Below are 17,744 nucleotides of genomic sequence, written 5' to 3' on the forward strand. Positions count from 1 at the left end.
CGTCGCCTTGCGCCGTTCTACGGATACGTGGGTCTCGATCTGGTTCGCTGCGAGCCTAGCGTCACCGGACGGTTCCGGAGCGCGACGATCGCGCTCGAGTGGCATTCTCACCGCCGTGGTGCGACCGGCGCGCAGGCGGCCCGCCGACGCGTGCCACTGCGCCTGGGGATACCACCCGGCCCGGCCCCTGGGGCCTCGTGGGCGCCAGGACAACGGCACCGAGGGTGTTGCGGACAGGCGGCCAGGAACCGCTGGCCAGCTCGTGGGGTGTGCGGTCACTCCCTCAAACTCTTCACCTGACCGGCCGAGGTCAAGAACCGTCTTGTCACCTGATGGTGTGTTGACCCGCCTACGGGGGATTGTGTGCACAGCCGTTCGCCACCTCGAGGACCAGGCGCCACACGGACCCCTCACGTTCGACGAATCCCAGCGGCAGCAACTCGTGCAGCGTGCGCAGGGTGTCGTCCAACCCCAGACCGGCGCCCCTGGCCACCTGTTCCGCCGTGACCGACTCGCGCGCCGGCAGGGCCTCCAGCACCGAGGTCGCGGTCATTCCGAGGAGGTCCCTCGGCAACAGCGGAACCCGCCGGGGGGAGGCCAACTCCCCGATGCTGCCGCAGAGCTCCACCACCTCCGCCGCCCGAGTGACCAACACCGCCCCCTCACGGACCAGTTCGTGCGCCCCACCGGACAGGGCGCTGGTGACCGGGCCGGGGACGGCCATGGTGAACCGCCCCAGCGCCGCCGCCCGCCTGGCGGTGACCAGCGCCCCACTGCGGTGCGCCGCCTCCACGACGACGGTGCCCGGCGTCAACGCCGCGATGACCCGGTTCCGCTGGACGAACCTGGTGCGGGTCGGGCGCTCCCCCGGAGCCAACTCGCCCACCAGCAGCCCATGGTCCGTGATCCGGCGCAGCAGCTCCGTGTGTCCCCGTGGGTAGGGGACCCCGGCACCACTGGCGACCACCGCGACGGTCGCCCCGCCGACGGCCAGGGCACCCCGGTGGGCCGCACCGTCGATCCCGTAGGCAGCGCCGGAGACCACCACCCAGCCGAGGTCCGCCAGATCAGCGGCGAGGTGCCCCGCGACGTGGTTGCCGTAGGCGGTACACGCACGCGAGCCGACGACGGCCACCGATCTCAGCGCCAACAGCCGCAGTGACGGCACGCCGCACACCCACAGCCCGATCGGGCGCTGGTGCCCCAGGTCGTCCAACTGGCTGGGCCACTCGCTGTCCCCGGGGCAGACGAAGCGCCCACCGAGCGCCTCGATCCTCGCCAGGTCCTCCGAGGGATCGAGGCCGTCCAGGCGGACGCGGTAGCCCTGGGCGCGGGCCCGCGACACCCCCTCCAGGGGGCCGCCCCGCCGCAGCCGTTGCAGGGTCTCCGCCGCTCCCAGGCGCTCCAGCAGCCCCCCGAGTACCCCGTCCCCCGGCTCGGCGAGCCTGGTCAACCCCGCTCGGGCGAGACGCTCCTCGTCAGGGACACCGGACCCCCCGGTCACCGTGGCCCTCCAGGAGCCAGTGCGCCCCGGCTGACCTCGGTGCGCAGCTCCAGCGCCGTGCGCACGTCCTCCTCGCCGGGACGCCCGCGGCCGGCGAGGTCGGCCACCGTCCAGGCCACCCTGAGAACCCGGTCCAGGCCGCGGGCGGTCAGCAGCCCCCGCTCGATCTCCCGCTCCACACCGGCCATCGCACCGGGGGCCGGCGTCCACCGGGTGCGCAGCTCGTGCCCGGGGACCTCGCTGTTGGTGTGCCAGGGGGCCTGCGCGTACCGGTGCGCGGCACGCTCCCGGGCCTGAGCCACCCGGGCAGCGATCTGCTGGGTGGACTCCACGTCCTGGCCGCGCCCCAGCAGCTCCTCCCGCCCGACCGGCTCCACCCGGACCCTGAGGTCAACCCGGTCCAGCAGCGGCCCGGACAGCCGTGCCTGGTAGCGCCTGATCATCGCCGAGGAGCACTCACAGCCGTCCCGGTGTGGCGCGTACCGTCCACAGGGGCACGGGTTCGCCGCCAGCACCAGCAGGAAGCGGGCCGGGAGACACAGCGAACCCGCCGACCTGGCGACCACCACGTGCCCTGACTCCAGCGGCTGGCGCAGGGCGTCGAGCACCCTCCCGGAGAACTCGGGTGCCTCGTCCAGAAAGAGCACTCCACGGTGAGCCAGCGAGACGGCCCCGGGCCGGGGCAGGCCGCTGCCGCCGCCCACGATGGCCGGCATGGTCGCCGAGTGGTGCGGAGCGCAGTACGGGGGCACCTCCACCAGCGGCCTGCCCGCGGGGAGCAGCCCCGCCACCGAGTGCACGGCGGTGACCTCCAGGGCCTGCTCGGGGTTGAGCGGGGGCAGTAGCCCTGGCAGCCTCTCGGCCAGCATCGTCTTCCCCGCACCTGGCGGGCCCTGAAGAAGGAGGTGGTGCCCTCCGGCCGCGGCGATCTCCAGGGCCCGGCGCGCCGCGAACTGCCCCGCCACGTCGGCCATGTCCGGCGCCGGGGCGGCTGCGTGCAGGCCACCGCCGGGCACCACCAATCCGGCGAGCAGCGGGTCGGGGTGGTCGGGGCCGGGGGCGTCCGGCTCCTCGTCCGGCACCGGCTCGTCATTGAGGACGGCGATGACCTGGCGCAGCGAGCGCACTCCGATGACGGACACCCCGGGCACCAGCGCCGCCTCGGCCGCTGACCGCTCCGGCACCACCACGTGCCGGTACCCCAGCTCAGCGGCGGCCAGCACCGCGGGCAGCACTCCCCGCACCGGACGCACCCTCCCGTCGAGGCCGAGCTCGCCCACCATCAACACGTTCGAGATGTCCTTGGCCGCGATGCGCTCGGCCGCCGCGAGCACCGCGCAGGCCACGGCGAGGTCGAAGCCGCTGCCGCTCTTGGGCACGGAGGCGGGACTGAGCCCCACCGTGAGCTTCCGCTGCGGCCACTGCTCACCGCTGTTGACCACCGCGGCACGCACCCGGTCGCGGGCTTCGGACAGGCTCTTGTCGGGCAGACCCACCAGGGTGAAGGTGGGCACGCCCGGCTCCAGGTCGGCCTGGACCTCGACGACCACACCGTCCACCCCGACCAGGGCCACCGCGCAGGTACGGGCGAACGCCATCACGTCACCCCGCGAACGTGATCGACCCGGGCTGGCCCCCGCCGGGCCCTGAGCACGCCCACCACGTCGATGCGCACCCCGCCCGGCGGTGCGCCGCCGTGGTCGGCCAGCCAGCGTTCGGCCAGGCACCTCAACCGCCTGACCTTGGCCCTTCCCACCGCTGCCAGCGGATGCTCAAAGCCGTCCCCGGTGCGGGTCTTCACCTCGCAGATCACCACGGCGTCGCCGTCCCTCGCGACGATGTCCAGCTCCCCGTCCCGACACCGCCAGTTCCGGTCCAGGATCGTCATGCCCGCAGCGACGAGCCAGCGGGCCGCCACCGCCTCCCCGTAACGGGCGAGCGCTCCTCGGGCGTTCATCGGCCACCACCTCCGTGACCGAGGGTGACGGATCAGGCAGTGACCGTGCTGATCTCCATGGCGAGCTGGGGAGAACTCAGCGCCTGTGTACAACTCCGTCATCCTGACGGGTGAACGTCACCGGCTCGGGGCTCCCTGTCCGACAGCCGATTCCGAATGAGTTGCTGAGCAGGTACACTCAGTGACGAGTGGCGGGTCAGCGGCTCACTCAGCGATGGCGCGCCGGGCTCCTACTCAACCTCAGCCGACGCGCTGAACCACCGGCGCCACTACCAACCAAACCGAACCACCGGCGCCGCTGGACACCTGCGGCGCTACTGAACCACCGGGGCCACAAGCCACCGGGCCACGGATCACTGAGCTGCGGATCACTGAAGCGACGGGGGTCACATGGAGCTACCGGAGGGAAGCTCCAGATCGCTCTTGGTCAGCTCCTCGATGTTGACGTCCTTGAACGTCAGCACCCGCACCTTGCGGACGAACCGCGCCGGTCGGTACATGTCCCAGACCCAGGCGTCCGCCATGGAAACCTCGAAGAACACCTCACCCTGCACAGAGTGGACCTGCATCTCGTAGTCGTTGGTGAGGTAGAACCGGCGCTCGGTCTCGATCACGTACTTGAACAGCCCGACGACGTCCCGGTACTCCCGGTAGAGCTTGAGCTCCATCTCGGTTTCGTACTTCTCGAGGTCCTCCGCGCTCATGGCATGTCCCCTTCTGCCTTACGTCCCCCCATTGTGAACCAGTCACTCGTTCTGCGGGTCCAGCACCAGCGGAACGGGGGGCGGGCCGCTCTCCAGCAGCGCGCCGAGGAGTTCCCCCAGCTCCGGCGGGTACACCGTCTGGTCGGTGGCAAGCAGCTCGGCCTCCGTCCACCAGCGCAGCTCGTCGGTGGAGACTCGTTCCAACGCCGTGCGTCCGGACTGGTCCAGGCGGGTTGTCCTGGTCCTTCCGAGGACGTACCGCTCGTCGTTGTCCCAGAGCCGGCCGGCGAAGGTGAAGGTGCTGCGCCGCCGCCAGAGCCACGGTCCGAGGTCGAGGTCGGTGATCCCCGTCTCTTCGGCCACCTCGCGCCGCGCCGCCTGCTCCAGACCCTCCCCCGGACGCACCCCGCCTCCCGGGGTGAACCACCAATCGGTCGCCCGATCGGCGGGCTCGAAGCCGTGGACCAGCAGAATCCGGTCGGCGGGGTCGAGCAGCACCACCCTGGCCGTGAGCCGGAGCCCGACGGACGCCACGTCCTCAGCCACCGGAACGCCGGGCAGTTCCACGCCGGCCGACCCGGTCAGCCACCGGGCCCGCGGCCGCACCTCCGAGGATCAGCACGGAACCCGACAGGCAGGCCACCACCAGCCAGCGCAGCGGCCCGGGGGCCGAGACCGGACCGACGACGCCGAACGCCTCCTCGTGCCCGCCGAACCCCATCCTGCTCGGTGGCCACACCGTGCCGTCCATCCGCGCCGTCACCGCCGACGCCGGCACGGTGCCCTGGTGGTCGGCCAGGTGCATCCGGGAGTCCTGGGAGGTGCCGCGGTTGTCCCCGAGCAGGAAGAGCCGTCCCTCCGGCACCGTGGCTTCGAACTCGGTCAGCGACGCGCGGCCACCCCCGAGGTACGGCTCCCGCACGGGGACGCCGTTGATGGTCAGCCTTCCCTCGTCGTCACAGCAGGCGACGGTGTCGCCGCCCACCGCGATCACCCGCTTGAGCATGGAGACGTCGCCCCACACCGGATCTTCGAAGACCACGACGTCGCCGCGGCGCACCTCGTCACCGTCGATGCGCTGGGCGATCACCCGGTCTCCGGGGGACACCGTGGGGGCCATGGAATCGGTCGGCACGGAGAACGGCCGGTACTCCAGCACGGCCAGCAGGAAACCGCCGACGAGCAACACCAGACCGATGCCCACGGCGGCGTTGGACAGGTTGGTGAGCCGTCGGGAGCGTGGGGGAGCCGCGGCCTCGCCGTCGCCCCCGGTGCTGTCGTCCACCGCTGCGGTGCTGCTCATGGGCCGGCCTCCGCCCTGCTGGAAATGACGCCCGACAGGCGCACCTTACCCGCCGGTACCTCACCCAGTCAGCAGTGTTCGCCGCACTCCCCGGACCGCGCCACCCCCGGACGTCGGCCCGTGGCGTGCCCTTGCCCGCGTCGGGTCACTCCTGACCCGGGGCAGCGCCCGTCCCGGCCCTCCCGGTCCCGGTGCGCAGCAGCCGGCGGCGGTTCAACAGGGTCAGCGGAACCGCACCGAGCAGCCCCAGGGCCGCGGGGGCGGCACCGGCCGCGGCGGCCAACCCGGGCTGGTCGAAGGTGCCCGGCACCGGAAGCGTGGCCCACCGGTCGATCGGCCAGGCCACCACGAAGGCGCGGCCCACGACCTGGTCCTCGTCGATCGTGCCCTTGCCCGGGAGGTTCTGGTGGTACCGCGAGTCCATGGAGTCGTTCCGGTGGTCGCCCATCACCCACAGCCGTCCCTCGGGGACCTTGATCGGACCGAAGGGGTGGTCACTGCAGGGCTTGACACCGGGGTAGACGTACGGCTCGTCCAGTGCCTTGCCGTTCACCTTGACCGGTCCGTCGCCGGTGCACTCCACCGTGTCACCGCCAACCGCGATCACCCGCTTGATCAGGTCTTTCTCCTCGGACGAAGGCATCAGCCCGATGAAGCTCAGGGCCTTCTGCACTGGGTTCTGTTCCTCGGTCGGCTCGTTGAGCCACCCTCCGGGATCGTGGAAGACCACGACCTCGCCGCGTTCGGGCTTGCTCCCGAACCACGGGGTCAGCTTGTCCACCAGCACCCGGTCCCCCTGTTGCAGGGTGTTCTGCATGGAGTTGGAGGGGATCGAGAAGGCCTGCACGAAGAAGGTCTTGATGCCCAGCGCCAGGATCAGGGCGATGCCGATCAGGATCGGCAGTTCCTTCCAGAAGGAACGCTGCTTGCGGGTCTCGCCACGCTCCCCCTGTGCGGTCTCGGCGGAGTCCTCGTCCGAGCCATCCGGCCCGTCCGCCTCGCCGCGGGCCGGGGCGTCGGGCGCCTGATCCACGTTCCGCTCCGGGGGACCAGGCGCTTCGTCGGCCAGCGGCTCCCCCCGGGGCTCGGGCGGAATCCGGTCGGCGACGTCGTCGGCGCCGGAGCGCGCGGGGTCGTCCGCACCGGGCGCCGGCGCGGGGTCGGCGCCCGCACCCCCGTCCCGCACGGGTGGGAAGGCGGCGGTGCCGGACTCCTCGGACGTGTCGCCGCTCGCAGGTCGCGCCGGCTGAGCCGGGGCGTCCCGCCCCTCCGGCTCACCCGACCCGGACCGCGCGCCGACCACCAGGTCCCCCACAGCTACTCCTCCCTACAGTGCGCTTCGCCCCACGCCCGTCTGCGGACGCTGCGTTCCAACCGGGCCGCTCCTCGGTACGGAAGCACGCCCACCACTGTCATAACGAGCGGGAGTTCCACCAGAACCGGGGCCACGATCGATTCACGCGGATGACGCCCGCCGTCGAGCGCGGAGACCGGCTTCCCTGCGTCCGGCACCGCCGCGAACACCTCGGGCTCGTCCAGTCCCCGCCAGTGGCCGGTGGGCCAGGCAACGACCATGGCACGCCCCACCACCAGGTCCTCCGAGATGGTGCCGTGCCCGGGCTCGTCGAGGTGGTAGCGGGAGTCAGCGGAGTTGGCCCGGTGGTCGCCCATGACGAACAGCCTTCCCCGGGGAACCTCCACTGTGAACGTGATCGTCGAAGGCTCGTTCCCCGGGTACAGGTACGACTCGTCGATCGGGTGCCCGTTGACGGTGACCCGCCCGGCGCTGTCGCAACAGGCCACCGTGTCGCCACCGACCGCGATCACCCGTTTGATCAGGTCGTCCTCATCTTCCGACGGTAGCAGGCCGACGAAGGTGAAGAACGTCTTCACCTCGTGGACCACCGGCGGGTCGTCCCCGGAGGACGGCTCCTCCTCGAGCCAGCCACCCGGGTCCCGGAACACCACCACGTCACCGCGGGACGGCTTGGCCCCGAACCACGGCGTCAGTTTGTCCACCACCACCCGGTCACCGATGTGGATGGTGTTCTCCATCGATCCGCTCGGGATGGAGAACGGTTGCACCACGAAGGTCTTCAACAACAGGGCGATCACCAAGGCGGCGCCGATCAGCAGCGGCACCTCGCGGACGGCCGACCTGCGCCGGCGCCGCTTGGCCCGCTGCGCCTGACGACGTCGCTCGGCGCGCCCCGTGCGCGGACCGCCGCCGTCGCGCGGGTCGGCCGGCGCCGGACTCCCGTCCCGCGGCGTCGGAGCAAGGGGAGGCTGCGGCTCCGGGGGTGGCTGCGGTACGCCGTTGGGCTCGGCGGCCCACCGCGGGAGGCTCCCATACGGGTCGTGTCCCCCGTTCCGGGGCTCGCCACCCGCGCGTCCCCCGTGACTACCCATGGGTTCCGTCCGGGACCCGGGCGAAGACCCGCGGGCGTTCCACCTCGCCGAAGTGTGACGGTGGCCACACGATCCAGTCCGCCCGGCCGATCACCTTGTCCACCGGGACCATGCCGCCCCCCGGCTGACCCAGGTGGTCGCGGGAGTCACTGGACGCGGACCTGTGGTCACCCAGCACGAAGAGCGTCCCGTCCGGCACCACCACGTCGAACGGCACCGTCGACCCCCGGTCCCCCGGGTAGAGGTACGCCCGCTCGTCGAGCACCATGCCGTTGATCGATATCCGACCGTCGGCGTCACAGCAGGTGACCCTGTCACCGCCAATCCCGATCACCCGCTTGGTGTAGTCCGTCTCGCCCGGCCTGGCGAACCCCACCAGGCCGGCGGCCTTGTGGAACAGCCCGGTCAGCGGGTCGGAGTCGCCGGCCCCGCCCCCGTGGACGAAGGAGCCGGAGCCGTCGAAGACGATCAGGTCTCCGCGCCGCACCTCGTCTCCGAAACGGTACGCCAGCTTGTTCACCATGATCCGGTCGCCGACCCGCAGGGTGTTCTCCATGGAACCGCTCGGCACCACGAACGGCTGCGCCACCAGGGCGTTGACCAGGGACAGCGTCAGCACGCACACCACGAGGCCGAACAGTGCCGCACGCCTCGCACCACGGCTGGGCAGCAACCGCCGCGGAGCCCGGAGCCCGGGAGGCCACCACGACGACAGCAGGCCCCTGGTCCGCGGGAGAACGCCGGAGCGCGACCGCCGCTCCCCCTCCGGGGCCGTTGTGGGCCGCTCGGAAACGGGGGCGGGGTCGCGCTCGGTCGTCGTGTCGCCGGTGTCCATCGGGCCAGAGCCTATCCGGCCGTCGAGGAACACCTCGGACTGCTGCTCGACGCTCAGCTCGTCTCGCGCTTCTCCTTGATCTTGGCAGCCTTGCCGCGCAGCCCACGCAGGTAGTACAGCTTCGCGCGGCGCACGTCACCGCGGGTCACGACCTCGATGCGCTCCACGATCGGGGTGTGCACCGGGAAGGTGCGCTCCACGCCGACACCGAAGCTGACCTTGCGGACGGTGAACGTCTCGCGGACACCGGAGCCCTGGCGCCGGATGACCACGCCCTTGAACTGCTGCACGCGCGAGCGGTTGCCCTCGATGACCCGCACGTGGACGTTGACCGTGTCACCGGGGCGGAAGGCGGGGATGTCGTCGCGCACGGAGGCGGCGTCGACGGCGTCAAGAAGATGCATGACCGTCTGCTTTCCTCGCTGATGCCACAGGTCATCAGCGGTCTCGTGATGCCGAAGGGTGCTGTCGGGTCAGGCGAGCGACGCTCCCCCTGTGGCGGGGGCGCCGGTCGCGCCTCGTTGCCTCGACCCGGTGCTGACCGCTGGCGTCCGCACCCGTGGTGAGCGCGCTGCCTGCGGTTGCTTCACCGGGGTGGGCCTGGGCGTTCGACGGCCAGACAACAGCGGCTCATTCTTCCACAGCCTCGGGTGACCGCCAAAACCGGCTGCCGTCCCCGGCCACCCAGCCCAGTTCCTCCAGCAGTTTCCGGTCCGCCGCGTCGAACGCGTCGGGCTCGGTGCGCTCGATGAGGTCGGGGCGCAGGGCCGCGGTCCGCCGCAGGGCCTCGTCCCGCCGCCAACGCTCGATCCGACCGTGGTGCCCGGACAGCAGCACCTCGGGAACCGCTCGGTCCCGCCACACCGGCGGCTTGGTGTAGACGGGCCCCTCCAGCAGGTTCGCCATGGGTCCCGGGGCGAACGAGTCCTCCTGGTGCGAGCGGACGTTGCCGAGGACCCCGGGCAGCAACCGGGCCACCGCCTCCACCATCACCAGGACCGCGGCCTCCCCGCCGGCCAGCACGTAGTCCCCGATGGACAGCTCCCGCACCGGCATCCTGGTCCCGGCGTCCTCGATCACCCGGCGGTCGATCCCCTCATAGCGCGCGGGGGCGAAGACCAACCAGGGCCGTTGGGAGAGCTCGACGGCGACCTGCTGGGTGAACGGGCGTCCACTTGGCGTGGGCACCACGAGCACCGGGGGCTGTGGCTCCGGACCACCGGCCGGGGAACCCTCCTGCGGGTGACCTGCGGCACCGGTGACCTCGTCAAGTGCCTCCCCCCAGGGCTCCGGCTTCATCACCATGCCGGGTCCGCCGCCGAAGGGCGTGTCGTCCACCGTGCGGTGCCGGTCGTGGGTCCACCGGCGCAGGTCGTGCACCCCGAGCCGCAGCAGCCCGCGGGCGTGCGCCTTCCCGACGAGGGAGACGTTCAACGGCTCCAGGTACTCGGGAAAGATCGTGATGACGTCGATGCGCATGCGGGGACCCGTCAGCCGCCCGTGCCGGCGTCACCGAGCAGGCCCGGCGGTGGGGTGATCACGGCGCGCTGTTCCTCGAGGTCGATCTCGGGAACGATCTCGGTGACGAACGGGACGAGCACCTCGCCGCCGTCCGGGCGCCGCACGACCAGCAGGTCCTGGGCGGGCAGGTGGGCGATGGACTCGATCCGGCCGACCTCGGTGCCGTCCACGGTCACCACGTCCAGATCGACGAGTTGGTGGTCGTAGAACTCCTCGGGGTCCTCCGGGCGCTCCTGCGGATCGACCTCGGCGATGAGCAAGGTGTTGCGCAGTGCCTCCGCCGCGGTGCGGTCGGTCACCCCGACGAACCGCAGCAACAACCGGCCGCTGTGCACCCGCCCGGACTCCACAGTGAGCGGGCCGGTCGCCGCCGGGTCGGTGGCGAGCACGGCTCCCGGACCGAGTCGCAGTTCCGGTTCGTCGGTGCGCACCTCGACCGACACCTCGCCCTTGATCCCGTGGGCGCGGCCGATCCGGCCTACTACGAGCTGCACGTGGGGAACTCTCTTCGAGCGGTGGCGCGGATCACGACCGCACCACAGGCGACCTCGGGCCGGGCAGGACACCCGGTCCCGCCCGGCCCGAGCCGGCGATCATCTGAACTCAGCGAACGTGGTCGACATCGACCAGGTCGACGCGGACGCCACGACCCCCGAGAGCGCCCACGACGGTGCGCAGGGCCCGCGCGGTGCGGCCGTTGCGGCCGATCACCTTACCGAGGTCGTCGGGGTGCACCCGAACCTCGAGGACCCGGCCGCGGCGCAGTTCGCGAGCGGAGACGGAGACCTCGTCGGGGTTGTCGACGATGCCCCTCACCAGGTGCTCGAGGGCTTCCTCGAGCATGGTCAGGCCCCGGACGAGGCGGTCTCGGCCGACGCGGCGGTGCCCGCCTCGCCGTCCTTCTTCTCGCCCTTCTTGCCCTTCTGGGTGATGGCCTCACCCTTGGGCTCGTCGCCGAGGTCCTTGGCGGCGGCCTCGAACAGGGCGCTCTTGTCAGCCTTGGGCTGGGCGACCTTCAGCGGCGGCGGCGCCGGCAGGCCCTTGAACTTCTGCCAGTCACCGGTGGCCTTCAGGATGGCCAGCACGGGCTCGGTTGGCTGCGCGCCGACGCTCAGCCAGTACTGCGCGCGCTCGGAGTCGACCTCGATCCGGGAGGGGTTCTGCACCGGGTGGTACAGGCCGATCTCCTCGATCGCGCGACCATCACGGCGGGTGCGGGCGTCAGCGACGACGATGCGGTAGTGCGGCGACCGGATCTTGCCCAGTCGCTTCAGCTTGATCTTGACTGCCACGGGAGTGGTGTCTCCTGGTGTTGACGTGGTTGAGCACACGGGACACACGTGGGGCAGTGGGAGCCGAGCGCTCGAACGGACGCGTCAGCCGAAGGAGAGAGGGGTCCTGGCGGCTGCCGAGTACTCAGCTCGCCATTCTGCCACACTCCAGGTCAGGGCGATTACCCGACCGGCACTGCCTCGGGGATGCGGAACGCCTGCCCGCACGCTCCGCACATGATCGGCGCCTGGGCGAGGACGGACGGTACCACCCGCACGTTGCGGCCACAGCCGCAGACGGCCTTCACCCGGACCCCACCACCGGAGGAGCCGTGTCGTGCGGCCGGGCCGCGGAAGGACTTGGCGGTGTCCGCCGTGGTCACCTTGGAGTGGGTGCCGAGGGCCTTGCGCAGCCGCTCCATGGTGGAGCGGTAACGCCGCTTGGTGGCCGGGGTCATCACCACCAGGGAGAAGCCACTACTGGGATGCGGTTGCTCAGAGTGCTCGAGACCGAGCTCGGCGGCGATGGCCAGAAAGCGTCGGTTGTGGTACCGGCCGGCACGTGATGTGTCCCGGACACCGCGGGCGGCGGCGATGCCGTGGACGGCCTCGTGCAGCAGTCGTTCGAAGGAGAGCTCGGTGCCGCAAGCGGACGACGACTCTCCGATCAGGGATTCGGGCGAGGCCAGATTTGGCAGCTCAGGGTGGTGACGCTGGATGTCGGCCCACGCGGCTGCCAGCTCGGCGGCAAGAACAAATGGTGTCGTGCTCACGTCGTGACAACGAAACGGGATGGCCCGGTGTTCCGATTCCGGGCCATCCCAAATAATTTGCACGTACTAGTCAGTACCGGTTCACCTGGCTTCCCCCTCAACCCCTGCGGATAACAGCGGAGGACCCGCGATAAGCCGCCACCGTCGGTGCGTGAGGACGGCTACGCAGGGCTCAGTACACCTAGATCATCCGACACGCAGAGTCCACTCGCGCAGAACGGAACACTCCGCCACGCGAGCGCCGCGGGGGCCGACGGCGGACGGCAGCCGGCCCCCGCGGACCGGTGGTTCAGTAGGCGCGGCCGATGACCGCGAGGACACCGGGGGTGTCGTCGTCGTCCGGAACCGACCCGTCCTCAGCGACCAGGCAGCGCACGGTCACCCCCTGCTCGGCGAGCTTGGCCTCGCCCTCGGGGCCCACCTCCGACCAGGGAATCCGGGCCCATCCGGTGGCCGCGGCCTCCGCCGCCTCGCCCAGCGTGGCCACGTCCGCGGTCCGCGCCTCGCGGAACTCCCGGGACTGCCGCAGCAGCAGCTCCTGGTCCTCCGCCAGCACGGCGGTGACCGTCTGCGGGAGCTCGTCGATCCGCGCCGGCTCCTTGCCCCCGGCGATCCGACGGGCCAGCATCGCGGTGCCGCCCTGGAGGTCGCGCGGGCCGATCTCCACCCGCACGGGAACGCCCTTGAGCTCCCAGTCCACTGCGCGACGGCCGAACGGGGTGTCGGTGCGGTCGTCCACCACGACCCGCACGCCGGCGGCCTTCAACCGCTCGCCGACCTCGCGGACCTTGGCCACCACCGCCTCGTCCTCCTTGATCGCCAGCACCACGGCCTGGACCGGGGCCAGCCGGGGGGGAACCCGCAGCCCGTTGTCGTCACCGTGGGACATGATCAGCCCACCGACCATCCGGGTGGACACGCCCCAGGAGGTCTGCCACACGTGTTCCCGCCCGCCGTCCGCGGCGAGGTACTGGGTGTTGAACGCCTTGGCGAAGTTCTGCCCCAGCTCGTGGCTGGTGCCGAGCTGGAGCGCCTTGCCGTCGCGCATCATCCCCTCCAGGGTGAGGGTGTTGATCGCCCCGGCGAACCGCTCCTTGGCGGTCTTGCGACCCGGCACCACCGAGATGCCCAGGACGTTCACCATGAAGTCCGCGTAGACCCGGTGCAGGATGCGCTCGGCGTACGCACGGGCGTCCTCGTAGGTGGCGTGCGCGGTGTGGCCCTCCTGCCACAGGAACTCCGAGGTGCGCAGGAAGACCCGGGGACGCATCTCCCAGCGGACCACGTTGGCCCACTGGTTGATGAGCAGCGGCAGGTCGCGGTAGCTCTGCACCCATTTGGAGAAGTACTCATTGATGATCGTCTCGGAGGTGGGACGGACCACCACCGGCTCCTCCAGCTCCTTCCCTCCCCCGTGGGTGACCACGGCGAGCTCGGGGCTGAACCCTTCGACGTGCTCGGCCTCCCGAGTCAGGTAAGACTGGGGGATGAAGAGCGGGAAGTAGGCGTTGGACGCGCCCGCCTCCTTGATCCGGGCGTCCAGCTCCTGCTGCATCCGCTCCCACAGCGAGTAGCCGTACGGTCGGATGACCATGGTGCCGCGCACCGGGCCGTTGTCGGCCAGTTCGGCCTTGTTGATCAGGTCCTGGTACCAGCGCGGGAAGTCGTCCGCCTGGGGAGTGAGCACGGGAGCCTTTGCCATGGCGCAGATGGTACGGCGAACGCCGCCGCCACCGTGAATCCGCACGGGTGCGCCGGGAACGGCGCCTGGTGCTCCGAGTCGCCGGAAGGAGCCTCGACGACCCCTGGTTCCCTGGCGGACTCCGCCTGGAACCAGGGGTTCCCCGGCGTGGCGGAGGCACGGGGCGGGGGCACGCGGACGAGTGCGGTGAGCGGCGGGGCGAACGGGGCGTTGGGCGACGGCTCCCTGGTCGGTCCCGGGTTGAGGCGTGCGTCGGAGCGTCGGAGCGGGGACGGTGTCCCCGACGCCCGGACCCGGGCCCGGGACTGGGCGGAGGTCCAGGAGCGCATGCTGGTCCCCCTGTACGAGGCGGTGTACGCCCGGCTCGACGTGGGTCCCGGCACCCACCTGCTCGGTCTCGGCTGCGGTTCCGGTCTGGCGCTGCTGATGGCGGCGGCCCGTGGCGCCCGGGTCACCGGGGTGGAGGGCGACGGCCGCTGGCGGGAGCTGGCCCGGGAACGGCTGCTGCCGCACGAGGGGGCGGGGCCGGCGGACCCCGTTCGCCGGTGGCGCCCCGACCCGGATTCGGACCCGGGTACCCGCCGGGGCCGTGTGCGGTTGCTTCCCACGGTGCCGGACGCGGTCCCCGGGGACGTCCCGGTCAACCTGATCACGGTCTTCGACGAGCTGCCGGCCCTCGCGGAACCGGAGCGCGCGCTCGCCCACGCGGCCCGCCTGGCCGAGCGGGGCAGTGCCGTGGTGCTCGGCGGTTGGGGACCACCGGAGCGGTGCGCGACCGAGCGGGTGGTGCGGGTCGCCGCCCGGACGGCCGGACAGGTCCTCCAGGCACCGGCCACGGACCCGTTCCGGCTTGTCGGGCCGGACGAACTGGAGCGGATCGCCCTGCGCGCGGGGCTGGAGCCCGACGGTTCGGGGCGGGTGGCGTGCCCGTTCGCCTACCCGGACGTGGACAGCGCGGTGCGCGGTCTGTGGTCGACCGGCCTGCTGGACGCGGCGGTGCGGGCCACCGGCGCCGCCCGGGTCAGGAAGGAGCTGGTCGGGGCGCTGCGCTGCTTCCGCCGGGCCGACGGCGGCGTCCGGCTGGACAACGTGTTCCGGTACGCCGTCGCCAGGGTGCCCTGAGGGACGACCGGTCGCCCCGCCGGGGCCTCAGCGCACCGGCGGCTCGGCGGCCTCCAGGCCCGGCCACTCCTCCGCGGTCAGGGCGAACCGTTCGTGGTCCCGCCAGGCGTCGTTGATGAACAGCATCCGGGGGGAGAACCCCTCGTGCCGGAAGCCGAGCCGCTTGGCCAGGGCGATGGAGCGGACGTTGTCCGGCTGCACGTTGATTTCCAGGCGGTGGAGCCCGAGGCCGTCCGGGCAGTCCCTGAAGCAACGGTCGACGACCAGCCGCATGCCCTCGGTCATCCGACCGGTCCCGGCGTAGGGCACGTAGGAGTCGTAACCCAGGGCCCCGTTGCGGAAGCGGGCACGCACGATGTTGGCGACGTTGACCTTGCCGACGATCCCGCCGTCCTCGTTGTCGAGGATGAAGTACGAACGCAGGGTCGGGCCCTGGCGGCGCAGCAGTTCGTGGAGCCCGTTGGGATCCACCGGGTTCCAGGGGCCGATGTGGTCGGCCGAGCGCAGCACCGCGGCCGAGTAGGCCGGAGCGTCGCTGGGCAGCGGGGGGCGAATGTGCACGCGCATGCGTCCATCATCGCAACCGCGGCGGCCCGGACGGGATCAGGGCACGGCCGCAGGGGGTCCGGCCGCGCCCGGGTGCCCGCCTCAGCTCATGAACTTCCTGAACTCCTCGGGCAGTTCGAAGTCCTGCGGCACCTGGTCCTGGCCGGGCAGGCCGAACGCCCCGCCGCCGGCCGTCGCGCGTTCGGCCGCGGCCCGCTCCTGCTCCGCCCGCTTGGCCGGGTTCCCGCTGCGCTTCTTGCCCTTCTTCGCCGTGGCCTTGGTCTTCTTCCGGGCACCGCCGCCGGCCGCGCCGGGCAGCCCCGGGATGCCCGGCATGCCCGGGACGCCGCCGCCCTGGGCCATCCGGGACATCATCTTGCGGGCCTCGAAGAAGCGCTCCACCAGGTTGTTGACGGCGCTGACCTCGACCCCGGAGCCCCGGGCGATGCGCGCCCTGCGGGAGCCGTTGATGATCTTCGGGTCCTCGCGCTCGGCCGGGGTCATCGACTTGATGATCGCGGCGACCCGGTCCACGTCCCGGTCGTCCAGGCTGTTGATCTGCTCCTTGATGTGGCCCATGCCGGGCAGCATCCCGAGCAGCTTGGAGATCGAGCCCATCTTGCGGACCTGTTCCATCTGGGACAGGAAGTCGTCGAGGGTGAACTCCTTGGGGCCGCGCGCCAGCTTGTCGGCCATCTTCTGGGCCTCGGCCTGGCTGAACGTGGCCTCGGCCTTCTCGATCAGGCTGAGCACGTCCCCCATGCCGAGGATGCGGGAGGCCATCCGGTCGGGGTGGAAGGCGTCGAAGTCGTCGAGCTTCTCGCCGTTCGACGCGAACATCACCTGGCGGCCGGTGACCTGCGCCACGGACAGCGCGGCACCACCGCGGGCGTCGCCGTCGAGCTTAGTGAGGACCACCCCGTCGAAGCCCACGCCGTCCAGGAACGCCTGCGCCGTGGTCACCGCGTCCTGGCCGATCATGGCGTCCACGACGAACAGGATCTCGTCGGGGCTGACCGCGTCGCGGATGTCAGCGGCCTGCTGCATCAGCTCGGCGTCGATGCCGAGGCGGCCGGCGGTGTCCACCACCACCACGTCGAACTGCTTGGTGCGGGCGTACTCGATGGAGTCCTTGGCGACCTGGACCGGGTCCCCGACGCCGTTGCCCGGCTGCGGCGCGTACACCGCGACCCCGGCCCGCTCCGCGACCACGCTGAGCTGGTTGACCGCGTTGGGGCGTTGCAGGTCACAGGCGACCAGCAGGGGGGCGTGGCCCTGGTTCCTCAGCCAGCGCCCGAGCTTCCCGGCGAGGGTGGTCTTACCGGCGCCCTGGAGGCCGGCGAGCATGATCACGGTCGGGGGCTGCTTGGCGTACCGCAACCGGCGGGTCTCACCGCCGAGGATGCCCACCAGCTCCTCGTTGACGATCTTGATGACCTGCTGGGCCGGGTTCAGTGCCTGGGAGACCTCGGCGCCCAGCGCCCTGGTCTTGACCTGCTTGATGAACGCGCGAACCACGGGCAGCGCCACGTCTGCCTCGAGCAGGGCGATGCGGATCTCGCGTGCGGTGGCATCGATGTCCGCCTCGGAAAGACGGCCCCGGCTTCGGAGGTTCTTGAACGTTGCAGCAAGGCGGTCGCTCAGGGTATCGAACACGTCGGTCGCGGTTCCTTGCGGTCGAGGGCAGTGACAGTCGCCCTCCAGGGTATCCGGCTCCGCACGGCGACCGGGGCCGTGGCCACTAGCGGACCCGGGACCGGACGGGCGGAGCCCCGCGGGCCGCCAGGGCCCCGACCCGGCCGGCCCGACGGCCCACCTAGGTCGTGTCCGCAAAGTCAGGGCAGCCAGAGTCGCAGGCAGGCGAGGGTGACCAGGGCTTGGTAGTGGCGGGCGCGTTTGTCGTAGCGGGTGGCCAGGGCTTTGTTGTGCTTGAGCCGGTTGAAGCAGCGTTCGACGACGTTGCGGCGGCGGTAGGCCGCGCGGTTGAGTCGGCACCTGCTCTCGCCTCGCCGGATGCGGCCGTTGATCTGGTCGATCCGTTCAGGGATCGCTGCTTTGATGCCTCGGCCGCGGAGATAGGCGCGGATCTTCTTGGAT

20 protein-coding genes are annotated in these 17,744 nt (G+C 71.6%); 1 reads left to right on the plus strand and 19 read right to left on the minus strand.

What is annotated here, in order from left to right; genetic code table 11:
- Window positions 1-349: 349 nt before the first annotated feature.
- From dprA to proS, 16 genes are all read right to left on the minus strand, one after another.
- Window positions 350-1,504 (minus strand): DNA-processing protein DprA, encoded by a 1,155-nt coding sequence (gene dprA / locus A3IG_RS0116810; RefSeq protein WP_040911726.1) that lies wholly within the window; start codon window positions 1,502-1,504, stop codon window positions 350-352.
- Window positions 1,501-3,102: a YifB family Mg chelatase-like AAA ATPase gene (locus tag A3IG_RS0116815; RefSeq protein WP_018384747.1), complete on the minus strand. Its 1,602-nt coding sequence runs from the start codon at window positions 3,100-3,102 to the stop codon at window positions 1,501-1,503. Before A3IG_RS0116815 ends, dprA begins: the two co-directional genes overlap by 4 nt.
- Entirely contained in the window at window positions 3,102-3,461 is a 360-nt protein-coding gene (locus tag A3IG_RS0116820) for a YraN family protein (protein ID WP_018384748.1), read from the minus strand. The genes A3IG_RS0116815 and A3IG_RS0116820 overlap by 1 nt, the downstream gene beginning before the upstream one ends.
- 386 nt (window positions 3,462-3,847) lie before the next feature.
- Window positions 3,848-4,165, minus strand: a complete 318-nt coding sequence (locus A3IG_RS0116825) for a DUF2469 domain-containing protein (protein WP_018384749.1) — start codon at window positions 4,163-4,165, stop codon at window positions 3,848-3,850.
- 42 nt (window positions 4,166-4,207) lie between these two features.
- A complete protein-coding gene (locus A3IG_RS0116830) occupies window positions 4,208-4,711 on the minus strand; it encodes an NUDIX hydrolase (RefSeq protein WP_026220345.1) in 504 nt (167 codons plus the stop codon).
- A complete protein-coding gene (gene lepB, locus A3IG_RS0116835; protein ID WP_018384751.1) occupies window positions 4,704-5,468 on the minus strand; it encodes a signal peptidase I in 765 nt (254 codons plus the stop codon). The genes A3IG_RS0116830 and lepB (A3IG_RS0116835) overlap by 8 nt, the downstream gene beginning before the upstream one ends.
- 145 nt (window positions 5,469-5,613) lie before the next feature.
- Window positions 5,614-6,783 carry a signal peptidase I gene (gene lepB, locus A3IG_RS0116840; protein WP_018384752.1) on the minus strand — a complete coding sequence of 390 codons (1,170 nt, stop codon included), beginning with the start codon at window positions 6,781-6,783 and terminating at the stop codon, window positions 5,614-5,616.
- Window positions 6,784-6,785: 2 nt separating this feature from the next.
- Entirely contained in the window at window positions 6,786-7,610 is an 825-nt protein-coding gene (gene lepB, locus A3IG_RS30080; protein WP_018384753.1) for a signal peptidase I, read from the minus strand.
- 259 nt (window positions 7,611-7,869) lie between these two features.
- On the minus strand, window positions 7,870-8,496 hold the full coding sequence (gene lepB, locus A3IG_RS30085; protein WP_407701029.1) for a signal peptidase I: 627 nt from the start codon (window positions 8,494-8,496) through the stop codon (window positions 7,870-7,872).
- Between the two features lie 269 nt (window positions 8,497-8,765).
- Complete coding sequence (gene rplS, locus A3IG_RS0116855; RefSeq protein ID WP_018384755.1) at window positions 8,766-9,116, minus strand: 50S ribosomal protein L19; 351 nt, start codon at window positions 9,114-9,116, stop codon at window positions 8,766-8,768.
- A gap of 226 nt (window positions 9,117-9,342) precedes the next feature.
- Entirely contained in the window at window positions 9,343-10,191 is an 849-nt protein-coding gene (gene trmD, locus A3IG_RS0116860; protein ID WP_018384756.1) for a tRNA (guanosine(37)-N1)-methyltransferase TrmD, read from the minus strand.
- Window positions 10,192-10,202: 11 nt separating this feature from the next.
- The gene (gene rimM, locus A3IG_RS0116865) at window positions 10,203-10,727 is read right to left on the minus strand and encodes a ribosome maturation factor RimM (RefSeq protein ID WP_018384757.1); all 525 of its coding nucleotides are present in this window, start codon (window positions 10,725-10,727) and stop codon (window positions 10,203-10,205) included.
- 109 nt (window positions 10,728-10,836) lie between these two features.
- Window positions 10,837-11,076 (minus strand): RNA-binding protein, encoded by a 240-nt coding sequence (locus A3IG_RS0116870; RefSeq protein WP_018384758.1) that lies wholly within the window; start codon window positions 11,074-11,076, stop codon window positions 10,837-10,839.
- Between the two features lie 2 nt (window positions 11,077-11,078).
- Entirely contained in the window at window positions 11,079-11,525 is a 447-nt protein-coding gene (gene rpsP / locus A3IG_RS0116875; protein WP_018384759.1) for a 30S ribosomal protein S16, read from the minus strand.
- Between the two features lie 161 nt (window positions 11,526-11,686).
- Window positions 11,687-12,277: a DUF4102 domain-containing protein gene (locus A3IG_RS0116880; protein ID WP_026220346.1), complete on the minus strand. Its 591-nt coding sequence runs from the start codon at window positions 12,275-12,277 to the stop codon at window positions 11,687-11,689.
- Window positions 12,278-12,566: 289 nt separating this feature from the next.
- Window positions 12,567-13,979: a proline--tRNA ligase gene (gene proS, locus A3IG_RS0116885; protein ID WP_018384761.1), complete on the minus strand. Its 1,413-nt coding sequence runs from the start codon at window positions 13,977-13,979 to the stop codon at window positions 12,567-12,569.
- Between the two features lie 327 nt (window positions 13,980-14,306).
- On the opposite strand from proS, the gene A3IG_RS0116890 reads away from it, so the two are divergent.
- Entirely contained in the window at window positions 14,307-15,101 is a 795-nt protein-coding gene (locus A3IG_RS0116890) for an SAM-dependent methyltransferase (RefSeq protein WP_236719046.1), read from the plus strand.
- Window positions 15,102-15,128: 27 nt separating this feature from the next.
- On the opposite strand, the gene A3IG_RS0116895 is transcribed toward A3IG_RS0116890, so the two are convergent.
- The 3 genes from A3IG_RS0116895 to A3IG_RS0116905 form a co-directional block, all read right to left on the minus strand.
- Window positions 15,129-15,668, minus strand: a complete 540-nt coding sequence (locus A3IG_RS0116895; RefSeq protein WP_018384763.1) for a GNAT family N-acetyltransferase — start codon at window positions 15,666-15,668, stop codon at window positions 15,129-15,131.
- 81 nt (window positions 15,669-15,749) lie between these two features.
- Window positions 15,750-17,303 carry a signal recognition particle protein gene (gene ffh, locus A3IG_RS0116900; RefSeq protein ID WP_018384764.1) on the minus strand — a complete coding sequence of 518 codons (1,554 nt, stop codon included), beginning with the start codon at window positions 17,301-17,303 and terminating at the stop codon, window positions 15,750-15,752.
- Between the two features lie 179 nt (window positions 17,304-17,482).
- On the minus strand, window positions 17,483-17,744 hold a 262-nt coding region (locus A3IG_RS0116905), incomplete at its 5' end, for an IS5/IS1182 family transposase (protein ID WP_018384765.1).

The organism is Wenjunlia vitaminophila DSM 41686 (genome assembly GCF_000380165.1).
Classification (GTDB): domain Bacteria; phylum Actinomycetota; class Actinomycetes; order Streptomycetales; family Streptomycetaceae; genus Wenjunlia; species Wenjunlia vitaminophila.